The 11,375-nt window shown below is 67.9% G+C and carries 13 protein-coding genes; all 13 read left to right on the top strand.

The features are described from left to right. Window positions 1-90 precede the first annotated feature (90 nt). The 13 genes from MJ605_RS12860 (at window position 91) to tolA (ending at window position 11,370) form a co-directional block, all read left to right on the top strand. Window positions 91-363 (top strand): FmdB family zinc ribbon protein, encoded by a 273-nt coding sequence (locus MJ605_RS12860; RefSeq protein WP_243041921.1) that lies wholly within the window; start codon window positions 91-93, stop codon window positions 361-363. Between the two features lie 156 nt (window positions 364-519). Beyond that, entirely contained in the window at window positions 520-1,044 is a 525-nt protein-coding gene (locus MJ605_RS12855; protein WP_243041920.1) for a DUF3011 domain-containing protein, read from the top strand. A 112-nt stretch (window positions 1,045-1,156) separates the two neighbouring features. After that, window positions 1,157-2,926 carry an aspartate--tRNA ligase gene (gene aspS, locus MJ605_RS12850; RefSeq protein ID WP_243041919.1) on the top strand — a complete coding sequence of 590 codons (1,770 nt, stop codon included), beginning with the start codon at window positions 1,157-1,159 and terminating at the stop codon, window positions 2,924-2,926. Between the two features lie 149 nt (window positions 2,927-3,075). Continuing rightward, a complete protein-coding gene (locus MJ605_RS12845; RefSeq protein ID WP_243041918.1) occupies window positions 3,076-3,714 on the top strand; it encodes an esterase/lipase family protein in 639 nt (212 codons plus the stop codon). Window positions 3,715-3,809: 95 nt separating this feature from the next. Continuing rightward, entirely contained in the window at window positions 3,810-4,544 is a 735-nt protein-coding gene (locus MJ605_RS12840) for a YebC/PmpR family DNA-binding transcriptional regulator (RefSeq protein ID WP_243041917.1), read from the top strand. Window positions 4,545-4,580: 36 nt separating this feature from the next. Then, complete coding sequence (gene ruvC, locus MJ605_RS12835; RefSeq protein WP_243041916.1) at window positions 4,581-5,102, top strand: crossover junction endodeoxyribonuclease RuvC; 522 nt, start codon at window positions 4,581-4,583, stop codon at window positions 5,100-5,102. After that, the gene (ruvA, locus tag MJ605_RS12830; RefSeq protein ID WP_243041915.1) at window positions 5,099-5,701 is read left to right on the top strand and encodes a Holliday junction branch migration protein RuvA; all 603 of its coding nucleotides are present in this window, start codon (window positions 5,099-5,101) and stop codon (window positions 5,699-5,701) included. Before ruvC ends, ruvA begins: the two co-directional genes overlap by 4 nt. A 20-nt stretch (window positions 5,702-5,721) precedes the next feature. Next, window positions 5,722-7,608: a potassium transporter Kup gene (locus MJ605_RS12825; RefSeq protein WP_243041985.1), complete on the top strand. Its 1,887-nt coding sequence runs from the start codon at window positions 5,722-5,724 to the stop codon at window positions 7,606-7,608. An 84-nt stretch (window positions 7,609-7,692) separates the two neighbouring features. Further along, window positions 7,693-8,742 (top strand): Holliday junction branch migration DNA helicase RuvB, encoded by a 1,050-nt coding sequence (ruvB, locus tag MJ605_RS12820; protein WP_243041914.1) that lies wholly within the window; start codon window positions 7,693-7,695, stop codon window positions 8,740-8,742. Between the two features lie 96 nt (window positions 8,743-8,838). After that, on the top strand, window positions 8,839-9,261 hold the full coding sequence (gene ybgC / locus MJ605_RS12815; protein WP_243041913.1) for a tol-pal system-associated acyl-CoA thioesterase: 423 nt from the start codon (window positions 8,839-8,841) through the stop codon (window positions 9,259-9,261). Window positions 9,262-9,289: 28 nt separating this feature from the next. Beyond that, window positions 9,290-9,976, top strand: a complete 687-nt coding sequence (gene tolQ, locus MJ605_RS12810) for a protein TolQ (RefSeq protein WP_243041912.1) — start codon at window positions 9,290-9,292, stop codon at window positions 9,974-9,976. Between the two features lie 15 nt (window positions 9,977-9,991). Further along, entirely contained in the window at window positions 9,992-10,429 is a 438-nt protein-coding gene (gene tolR / locus MJ605_RS12805) for a protein TolR (protein ID WP_243041911.1), read from the top strand. Continuing rightward, a complete protein-coding gene (gene tolA, locus MJ605_RS12800) occupies window positions 10,426-11,370 on the top strand; it encodes a cell envelope integrity protein TolA (RefSeq protein ID WP_243041910.1) in 945 nt (314 codons plus the stop codon). The genes tolR and tolA overlap by 4 nt, the downstream gene beginning before the upstream one ends. Window positions 11,371-11,375: the final 5 nt, after the last annotated feature.

Below are 11,375 nucleotides of genomic sequence, written 5' to 3'. Positions count from 1 at the left end.
AAGGGTAGCCCAGCCGTTGAATTTGCCCTCTTCGACGCAATAATGCCGGGCTGCCGGTGCCCGCGCCGGCCGGAATTACGGAGTCTCCCCATGCCTATCTACGAATTCGAATGCGGCCGTTGCGGCCATCGTTTCGACCGCCTGCAGAAGCTGTCCGATCCCGATCCCACGATCTGCCCCGCTTGCGACGTGGCCGAGGTGAAGCGCCGGCTGAGCGCGCCGGGCTTCCGCCTCGCCGGCAGCGGCTGGTACGAGACCGACTTCAAGAAGGACGGCGACAAGAAGCGCAACCTGGCCGGCGACGCCAGCGCTCCAGCCCCGGCGCCTGCGCCCGCGCCGGCTTCCAGCGGCGGCGATAGCTGACAATCGGCCTGCCTGAACGCCACTTGGCCGACAGGCAGGTTTTTGCGGCGAGGTCGCAAGATATTCAAATCCGGTTGAAGATACGCCCGCTAGCGTGGCCTCACGCCATGGACCTGGAAGGAGCGGGCAACGATGTTCCGGATGCGATCGGTTTCGATGGGTATGACCGCCGGCCTGTTGGCCGGCTTTTTTTGGCTGGCCGCCGCGCCGGCGGCGCGGGCGCAGGGGCGCGACCCGGTTCGCTGCGGCAGCGATGATGGCCATTTCACGCGCTGCCAGGTGCCCTGGCGCGATGCCGAGCTGATCCGGCAGGAATCCAACAGCCCGTGCACCCGCGGGCAGACCTGGGGCGTGGATCGCGGCGGGCTGTGGGTGGACCGCGGCTGCCGCGGCCAGTTCGTCGAGATCCGCCGCGGCGGTTACGCGCCGCCTCCGCCGCCTTCGGGCGGCGGCTGGCGGCCAGGTCCCGACTGGAACCGCGAGATCCGCCTGCAGTGCGAGAGCAACGACCGCGAGTACCACTTCTGCCAGGTGGACGTGGGCGGCCACGGCGGCGTGCGCCTGTTGCGGCAGTTGTCGGGCTCGCCCTGCCGGCAGGATGCCAGCTGGGGCTGGAACCGCGCCGGCGTGTGGGTCTCCAAGGGCTGCCGCGGCCTGTTCTCGGTGGACCGGCGCTGGTAGGCACGGTTTCCGGTGGGCCGGCGCGTACGCCGCCCGCCAATGCCGCGCCAGTGCTAACATTCGCGGTCTTTTCCACGCATCTCGCCGCCCTGCGGCCCGGAGTTCCAAGCGCATGCGCACGCATTACTGCGGCCTCATCGACGAGGCGCTGGTCGGCCAGACCGTCACCCTTTGCGGCTGGGTCAATACCCTCCGCCTGCAGAGCCACGTGGCCTTCGTCGACCTGCGCGACCATGAGGGGCTGGCCCAGGTGGTGATCGAGCGCGAGAACGCCACCGCCTTCGCGGTGGCCGGCGAGATCGGCAACGAGTACTGCCTGCGCGTCACCGGCACCATCCGCAAGCGCCTGTCGGTCAACGACAAGCTGCGCACCGGCACGGTGGAGCTGCTGGCCGACACGGTGGAGGTGCTCAACGCGGCGAAGGACCTGCCGTTCGCCCTGCACGAGAATCCCAACGAGGACATGCGGATGACCTACCGCTACCTCGACCTGCGCCGCCCCGAGATGCAGCGCATGATCCGCACGCGCATCAAGCTGGTGCAGGCGCTGCGCCGCTACCTCGACGCGCGTGGCTTTCAGGACATCGAGACGCCCATCCTCACCAAGGCCACGCCGGAAGGCGCGCGCGACTACCTGGTGCCCAGCCGCGTGCACCCAGGCCAGTTCTACGCGCTGCCGCAGTCGCCGCAGTTGTTCAAGCAGATCCTGATGATGGCGGGCTTCGACCGCTACTACCAGATCGCCCGCTGCTTCCGCGACGAGGACTTGCGCGCCGACCGCCAGCCGGAGTTCACCCAGCTCGACCTGGAGTTCGCCTTCGTCGAGGAAAAAGACGTGCAGGACTTCGTGGAGGAACTGATTCGCCACGTGTTCCGCGAAGTGCAGGGCGTGGAGCTGGACGCCACCTTCCCGCGCATGACCTGGGCCGAGGCGATGCGCCGCTACGGCTCGGACAAGCCGGACCTGCGCATCGCGCTGGAACTGGTGGATGTCGCCGAGGCGGTGAAGCACGTGGAGTTCAAGGTGTTCGCCGAGCCGGCCAACGATGCCGGCGGCCGCGTGGCCGCGCTGCGCGTGCCGGGCGGCGCCACCTTCACCCGCAAGGAGATCGACCAGCTCACCGAGTACGTGGCCAAGTACGGCGCCAAGGGCCTGGCGTGGCTGCGCGTGGACGATCTTTCCAAGGGCCGCGACGGCATCAACTCGCCGGTGGCCAAGTTCCTCGACGACGTGGCACTGGAGGGCGTGCTCAAGCTCACCGGCGCGCAGAGCGGCGACATGGTGTTCTTCGGCGCGGGCAAGTGGAAGGCCGTCACCGACTTCATGGGCGCGCTGCGCCTGAAGGTCGGCAAGGATCGTGGTTTGGTGGAGAACAGCTGGAAGCCGCTGTGGGTCACCGACTTTCCGATGTTCGAGTACGACGAGGAAGAGCAGCGTTTCGTCGCCCTGCATCACCCGTTCACCGCGCCCAAGGTGGACGACGTGGACGACTTGCGCGCCAACGCCGCCATCGCGGTAAGCCGCGGCTACGACATGGTGCTCAACGGCAACGAGATCGGTGGAGGCTCCATCCGCATCCATCGCCCGGAGATGCAGAGCACGGTGTTCGACTTGCTGGGCATCGGCCCGGAGGAAGCCGAGGCGAAGTTCGGCTTCCTGCTGAAGGCGCTGAAGTTCGGCGCGCCGCCGCACGGCGGCCTGGCCTTCGGCATCGACCGCATCGCCGCGCTGATGGCCGGTACCGAGTCGATCCGTGACGTGATCGCCTTCCCCAAGACCACCAGCGCGCAGGACCTGATGACCGACGCGCCATCGGCGGTATCGGAGCCGCAGCTCAAGGAACTGCACGTGCGCGTGGCGGCGGAGGCCAGGCCGGCCTGACTGTCCTGCCGTCATTCCGGCCTGCGCCGGAATGACGGCAGGTGCCGCGGCGCGGTCCGCTGCAACTTTTTATGCACAATGGACTCCGTCGATACGACCGGGTTGCGATCGGTCGCCCGTCCCGTCATTGAAGGCCGTTGTCCCGCACCATGACCGATCACGTCATTCTCCTGCATGGCCTGTGGATGCGCGGCTTCGCGCTGCTGATGCTGCATCGGCGCCTGATGGAGGCGGGCTTGCGCGTGCACCGCTTCGACTACATGAGCGTGGCCGCCACCCAGCCGCGTATCCTGGGTAGCCTGGAGGCGCGCATCCACGCGCTGGCGCAGGAGGCGCCGAACGTGCACCTGGTCGGCCACAGCCTGGGCGGGCTGCTCGCCCTCAGGGCCTGCGCCGAGGATGCGCAGCTGCCGCCGGGCCGGGTGGTCTGCCTGGGGGCGCCGCTCAAGGGCAGCGCGGCCGCGCGGCGCTTCGCCGGCATGGGGCGCGGCGGCGAGGTGCTGCTGGGTCATAACCGCGAACTGATCGAGCACGGCTTCGAGCGCTGGGAGGGACCGCGCGAGGTCGGCGTGGTGGCGGGGCGCCTGCCGCTGGGGCTGGGCAGCGTGCTGGGCCAGTTCGAGGGCGACAACGACGGCTGCGTGACGGTGGAGGAAACGCGCCTGCCGGGCATCGCCGACCATTGCATCGTGGAAACCAACCATACGGGCCTGCTGTTCTCCCACGAGGCGGCGCGGCAGGTCATCGAATTCCTGCACCATGGGCGTTTCGGGCACGTAGCGGGATGACCGCCGGGCCGTCCTGGTCTGGCTGCTTGCCCGGTCGAGGCTCCAAGGCGATACAATTCACCTCTTGTCCGTTCAGCAGATTTGCAGGAAGTGCCATGGGTAGAGGCCCGTCCATCGAAGGTCGCAAGAACGCCGAAGACGCCAAGCGCGCCAAGGTGTTCACCAAGCTGATCCGCGAAATCACCGTTGCCACGCGCGGCGGCGTGCCCGATCCCGCGCTCAATCCGCGCCTGCGCTCGGCGGTGGACAAGGCCTTGTCGGCCAACATGCCCAAGGACACCATCGAGCGCGCCATCAAGCGCGGCTCGGGCGCCGACGGCGGCGCCGCGATGGAAGAGCTGCGCTACGAGGGCTATGGCCCGGGCGGCATCGCGCTCATCATCGACTGCTTCACCGATAACCCGACCCGCACCGTGGCCGACGTGCGCCACGCATTGACCAAGCATGGCGGCAACCTGGGAACCTCCGGCTCGGTGGCGTTCCAGTTCTCCCGCGTGGGCGAGCTGGTGTTCGCCACCGGCGGCGACGAGGCGGCCGAGGAAAAGGTGCTGGAGGCCGCGCTGGAGGCCGGCGCCGACGACGTGGTGAATGAGAACGGCGAAAGCACCGTGCTGTGCGCGCCGGAAAACTTCGAGGCCGTGCAGCAGGCGCTCGCCGCGGCGGGCCTCAGCGCCGAGCATGCCGGCGTCGGCATGCGTCCGAACAACCGCGTGCCGGTGCCCGAGGAGGCACTGGAAACCCTGCTCGACCTGATCGAGAAGCTCGATGCGCTCGACGACGTGAGCGAGGTCTCGCACAACGCGCTGCTGCCCGCCGAGGCGGACAGCTAAGCGCTCGCCGTCCGCCGGTCCGGCGACGCCACGCTCATGACGCGCATCATCGGCATCGACCCGGGCAGCCAGCGCACGGGTGTCGGCATCATCGATGTCGACGCCGGCGGCAAGCTGTCCCACGTTTTCCATGGCGCGCTGGCGGTGGCCGGCGAGGCCAGCTTCCCGCTGCGCCTGAAACGCATATTTGACGAGCTGTGTGCCATCATCGCCGCCCATCGACCGGAGGAGTGCGGGGTGGAGCGCGTATTCATGGCGCGCAACGCCGATTCGGCACTGAAACTGGGGCAGGCGAGGGGAGCCGCGATCTGCGCGGTCGTCAGCCAGGGGATCGCGGTGCACGAGTACGCAGCGACGGAAGTCAAGCAGGCCGTGGTAGGCAGCGGGCGTGGCGACAAGACCCAGGTACAACACATGATCGGTGTCCTGCTCGGACTCAAGGGGCCGTTGCAGGCCGACGCCGCGGACGCGCTCGCCATCGCCGTGGCGCACGCGCACACCCGCGCCAGCCTCGCGCGCGTGGGCATCCCGCGCACCGCCTGGAGGCGTCGCCGATGATCGGTCGCCTGCGCGGCATCCTGGTCTCCAAGCAGCCGCCGTGGCTGCTGGTGGAGGTGGGGGGCGTCGGCTACGAGCTGGAGGCGCCCATGTCCACCATCTACGACCTGCCGGCCACCGGCAAGGAAGTCGTCCTGCTCACCCATTACGCGGTGAAGGAGGACAGCGTCGCCCTCTATGGTTTCCTGCACGAGGCCGAGCGCGCGCTGTTCCGCAACCTGCAGAAGGTCAGCGGCATCGGCGCCAAGATCGCGCTGGCCGTGCTGTCGGGCGTCTCCACCGGCGACTTCGCGCGGCTGGTGCAGGCTGGCGACGTGGTGGCGCTGACCAAGATCCCCGGCATCGGCAAAAAGACCGCCGAGCGCATGGTGGTGGAACTGCGCGATCGCGTGGACGGCATGGCTGGCACCGTTCTGCCGGGCGCCGGCGTGCGGGCCGACAGCGCGGCGCTCGATCCCGCCGGCGAGGCCACGGTGGCCCTGCAGCAATTGGGCTACAAGCCGGCGGAAGTCGCCCGCCTGGTGCAGAAGGTCGCCGCCGAGGGCGACACCGCCGAAGCCATCATCCGCAAGGCGCTGCGCGCCGCACTCGGGAGCTGATTCACGTGGGCCATGAAAGCATGCAGAACGGCAGCGCATCGGATCTGCGCCGCCGCGTTATGAAGCTTGCGCTGGGAGCGATCGGCGTCGTCTTCGGCGACATCGGCACCAGCCCGCTCTACACCATGAAGGAAACGCTGGGCACGCACGGCATGACGCCCACGCCGCCGGCGGTGCTCGGCGTGCTCTCGCTGATCTTCTGGTCGCTCATCATCGTGGTTTCGCTCAAGTACGTGACCTTCGTGATGCGCGCCGACAACAAGGGCGAGGGCGGCATCATGGCGCTGATGGCCCTGGCGCAGCGCTCCATGGGCAGTTCGGCGCGGGCGCGCTGGGTGCTTGGCCTCGTGGGCATCTTCGGCGCCGCGCTGTTCTACGGCGACGGCGTAATCACGCCGGCGATCTCGGTGCTGGGCGCCGTGGAAGGCCTGGAGGTGGCTGCGCCCTCGCTGGGACGTTTCGTGGTGCTGATCGCGCTGGTGATCCTGGCCGGCATGTTCGCCCTCCAGCGCCACGGCACGCATGCGGTGGGCAAGGCGTTCGCGCCGGTGATGACGGTATGGTTCCTGGTGCTGGCGGTGCTCGGCATACGCCAGATCGTGCAGCATCCGCAGGTGCTGTACGCGGTCAATCCGGCCTATGCCGTGCGCTTCTTCTTCAGTCATGGGCAGACCTCCTTCATCGCGCTGGGCGGCGTGGTGCTGGCACTGACCGGCGCGGAGGCGCTGTATGCGGACATGGGCCACTTCGGCAAGAAGCCGATCCGCATGGCATGGTTCTGCTTCGTGTTGCCGGCCCTGCTGCTCAACTACTTCGGCCAGGGCGCCCTGCTGCTGCTCAACCCGAGGGCGATCGAGAGTCCGTTCTACCTGTTGATACCGCAGACGCTGCTGTACCCGATGATCGCGCTGGCCACGGCGGCCGCGGTGATCGCCTCGCAGGCGGTGATCTCCGGCGCGTTCTCGATGACCCGCGAGGCGATGTCGCTGGGCTATTCGCCGCGCATGGCGGTGGTGCATACCTCGCGCGAGATGTCCGGCCAGATCTTCGTGCCGTGGGTGAACCGCATGCTGCTGGTGCTGGTGTTCGGCGCCGTGTTGGGCTTCCGCAGCTCCGACAACCTGGGCGCGGCCTACGGCATCGCGGTGACCGGCACCATGACCATGACCACGGTGCTGGCCCTGGTGGTGGCGCGCCGGCACTGGCATTGGAACTGGGCCGTGGTGGTGCCGGTGGGCATCCTGCTGCTGGCGCTGGACCTGTCGTACTTCGGCGCCAATGCGCTGAAGATCGCCCATGGCGGCTGGTTCCCGCTGGTGCTGGGCGTGGGCGTGTTTATCGTGATGACCACCTGGCGCCGCGGGCGCGAGCTGGTGGTACGCGAGATCAAGCAGTCCGGCCTGGCGTTGGAGCCCTTCATCGAGAACATCGCCGAGCACCCGCCACTGCGCGTGCCGGGCACGGCGGTGTTCCTCACCGCCAACCAGCATGCCGTACCGCACGCGCTGCTGCACAACCTCAAGCACAACAAGGTGCTGCACGAGCGCAACGTGCTGCTGACGGTGGACATGCTGGAAACGCCCACGGCCGACGCCGGCGAGCGCATCGCCATCACCGAACTGGGCGGCGACTTCTACGGGCTGGAGCTGCGCTTCGGCTTCGCCGAGGACCCGAACATCCCGCTGGCCCTCTCCAAGTGCTCCAAGGCGGGCCTGCCGTTCGACATGATGGACACCACTTTCTTCCTCTCGCGCGAGACCATCATCGCGGACGCCCGCCGGCCCGGCATGGCGCTGTGGCGCGACAAGCTGTTCGCCTTCCTGGCGCGCAACGCGCTGCCGGCCACGGCGTTCTTCCAGATCCCCGGTAACCGGCTGATCGAGCTGGGCGCGCAAGTGGAGATTTGAAGAAGGGAAGGAACGGGTAGTAGGGAATGGGTAGAATGGCAGCACCCGGCCGACTCCCTATTCCCGACTCCCTATTCCCTGGTAATGACCGACCATCGCATCGTCACCGCCGCCGCCCAGCTGGACGACGAGGCCCTTGAGGCTTCCATCCGGCCCAAGCGGCTGGCCGAATACCTGGGCCAGCAGGCGGTGCGCGAGCAGCTGTCGATCTACATCGAAGCGGCCCGGAAGCGCGGCGGCGCCCTGGACCACGTGCTGATCTTCGGACCGCCCGGCCTGGGCAAGACCACCCTCAGCCACGTGATCGCCAACGAGCTGGGCGTCAACGTGCGCTCCACCTCCGGCCCGGTGCTGGAGCGGGCGGGGGACCTGGCCGCGCTGCTGACCAACCTCGAACCGCACGACGTACTGTTCGTGGACGAGATCCATCGCCTCTCGCCGGTGGTGGAGGAAGTGCTCTACCCGGCGATGGAGGACTTCCAGATCGACATCATGATCGGCGAGGGCCCCGCGGCCCGCTCGATCAAGCTCGACCTGCCGCCGTTCACCCTGATCGGCGCCACCACCCGCGCCGGTCTGCTCACCGCGCCGCTGCGCGACCGCTTCGGCATCGTGCAGCGTTTGGAGTTCTATACGCCCGATGAGCTCACCGCCATCGTGCGCCGTTCCGCCCGCATCATGGGCATCGCCTGCGGGCCGGAAGGGGCGCAGGAAATCGCCCGCCGCTCGCGCGGCACCCCCCGCATCGCCAACCGCCTGCTGCGCCGCGTGCGCGACTACGCCGAGGTGCGCGCGGACGGCCAGATCACCCTCGACGCCGCCCGGGCCGCCACCGACATGCTCAAGGTCGATGCCGAGGGCTTCGACGAGCTGGACCGGCGCCTGCTCGTCACCATCATCGAGAACTTCGATGGCGGCCCGGTGGGCGTGGAATCCCTGGCCGCCGCGCTCAGCGAGGACCGTGGCACGCTGGAGGACGTGGTCGAGCCCTACCTGATCCAGCAGGGCTTCCTGGTGCGCACCGCGCGCGGCCGCATGGCCAGCCCCAAGGCCTGGCGCCACCTGGGGCTGACCCCGCCGCCCCGCCAGGCGGTGGCGGCCGATCTTTTCGAGGCAGGGACGAGGGATGAATAGCGAGGGCGTGAAAACTGGCTCCCGGAGGCCGGCTTCAGTGCCGCGATACCCGTGCGGACTTGCGCCCTCACTACCCGGCCCTGGCCCCTCATCCTCATGACCGTCGAAACCGCCCCCGCTCCCTTCACCTGGCCCGTCCGCGTCTACTGGGAAGACACCGACGCCGGCGGGGTGGTCTACCACGCCAGCTACCTGCGTTTCATGGAGCGCGCCCGCAGCGAATGGCTGCGCGGACTGGGCATCAGCCAGGCGGCGGTCAAGGAATCGACCGGCCTGGCCTTCCTGGTCCGGGAGATGCAGATCGATTTCCTCAAGGCGGCCCTGCTGGATGATGAACTGTCGGTAAGCGTGGAAGTCAAAGAACGGCGCGCAGCCAGTATCCTTTTCGCCCAATCGATCCACCGGGCGGACGGCGCGGAGCTGGTCCGCGCGAAGGTGCGCGTGGCGTGCGTCGACGTCCGCCGCATGCGTCCGGTGCAGATTCCGGCCGACCTCATCCCCGGCCTTTCCCCTCAATAAAGTACGTGCGCTGGAGAACCTTCGAGCAATGAACGGTGGAGTGAACATATTCAAGCTGGTCGCCGAGGCGAGCATCCTGGTGCAGGCGGTCATGCTGGTGCTTCTGGTGTTCTCCTTCCTCTCCTGGGTGATCATCATCCGCAAGCACGCGCAGCTGAAATCCGCGATGGAGGAGGCCGAGGGTTTCGAGGAACGCTTCTGGTCCGGCGCCGACCTGGCCCAGCTGTTCCGCGAGGTGAGCAACCGCGGCGCGGGCAACGGCGGCATGGAGACCGTGTTCGAATCGGGCTTCCGCGAATTCGTCCGACAGCGCCAGCGCCGCGTGCACGACATGCGCGTGGTCATCGAGGGTTCCGAGCGCGCCATGCGCGTGGCCGGCACCCGCGAGATCGGCCGCCTGGAGCGCAACCTCGAGTTCCTCGCCAACGTCGGTTCGATCAGCCCGTACGTCGGCCTGTTCGGCACGGTCATCGGCATCATGGGCGCCTTCCAGGGCCTGGGCGAGATGAAGGACGTGACCATCGCCGTGGTCGCCCCGCACATCTCCGAGGCACTGATCGCCACCGCCATGGGCCTGTTCGCCGCGATCCCGGCGGTGTGGGCGTACAACCGCTTCGCCAACAAGGTCGAACGCGTCGCCTCCCGCTACGAAGTGTTCCAGGAGGAGTTCTCCTCGGTGCTGCAGCGGCAGATCCAGACCGACGAAGCGGCCTGAGCGAGGGCTTGAACGATGCGTAGCTCAGCGCGCCACAAGCGCTACAAGCTCAAATCCGAGATCAACGTCGTTCCCTACATCGACGTGATGCTGGTGCTGCTGATCATCTTCATGGTCACCGCGCCCATGCTCAACTCCAACGTCGACGTCAACCTGCCGCAGGCCAACGCCAAGTCGCTGCAGGACAGGAAGGAACCGGTGATCGTCTCGGTCGACCAGAACGGCCAGCTCTACCTCACCCTGGGCAACGAGAAGCGGCAGCCGATCGACGCCGAGGCCATGAAGGCCAAGGTCGGCGCCTTCGTGAAGGCCAACCCCGAGGTCAGCGTCCTCGTGGCCGGCGACCGCGACGGCAAGTACGACGGCGTGTACCAGGTGCTGGCCCAGCTGCAGCAGGCCGGCGTGTCCAAGGTCGGTCTGATGAGCGCACCGGAGTCGAGCGGCAAGAAATGAGGTCCGACTCTCCCAAGGACACCTCCAAGGCGGTCATCCTGTCCGCCGTCCTGCATCTTGGCATCGTGGGCTTCCTGGCCCTCGCGGTGATCCCGTGCTCGTTCTACGAAGGGCTGTTCGCCGCCCTGCACCTGCCGGCGAGCTGGAATCCGATCACCTGCGCCAAGCCGATTTCCCTGGCCGGCGAGATCATCGAGGCTACCCTGGTCGGCCCCACCGGCGCGCCGCCGCCGAAGGCGGCCAAGGCCAAGCCGGTGCCCGACACCGTGCCCCCCCCGCCGTCCGTGCCGCCGCCGCCTTCGGAAGAAGCGCCCAAGGTCAAGACACTGCCGCCGCCGCCCGAGCACCCGGACATCAAGGACCAGGAAAAGGTGGTGGCCGACGCCCTGCAGAAGGCCGAGGACGCCAAGAAGGAACAGGAAGAGAAGCAGAAGCAGCGCGCCGCCGAGCTGGACGCCCAGGCGGCCAGGCAGAAGCAGGAAAAGCAGAAGCAGATCGACGAGCTGTTCGCCAAGATGGACGCGGCCGACCAGCAGACCAAGCGGGCGGACAGCAAGGCCAGGCAGGCTAAGCAGCAGATGCAGGACCTGCAGAACGCCCAGGACAACGGCCTGGCCAACGTGCCCAACGCCGCCCAGCGGCAGACCGGCAACAACGGCCCGGACGCGGGGCTGCTCGCCCAGTATTTGGCATCGATTCAGAACGCGGTCACGCAGAACTGGCTGCGCCCGGATAACATGCCGGACACGCCGTGCGTCGTGCATATCGTGCAGCTGCCGGGCGGCGACGTGATGAGTGCCAAGGTCGACTCCAGCTGTCCCTACGACGAAGCCGGCAAGCGCTCCATCGAGAACGCCGTGCTGCGCGCGCAACCCTTGCCCTACAAGGGTTTCGAGAGCGTATTCCAACGCCAACTTGATTTCACTTTCAGGCCGCAGTGATGAAG

The organism is Dyella sedimenti, assembly GCF_022760995.1.
Classification (GTDB): domain Bacteria; phylum Pseudomonadota; class Gammaproteobacteria; order Xanthomonadales; family Rhodanobacteraceae; genus Dyella; species Dyella sedimenti.
The sequence above is the reverse complement of the archived record's forward strand: the minus strand, read 5'-3'. Positions and strand labels throughout refer to the sequence as shown.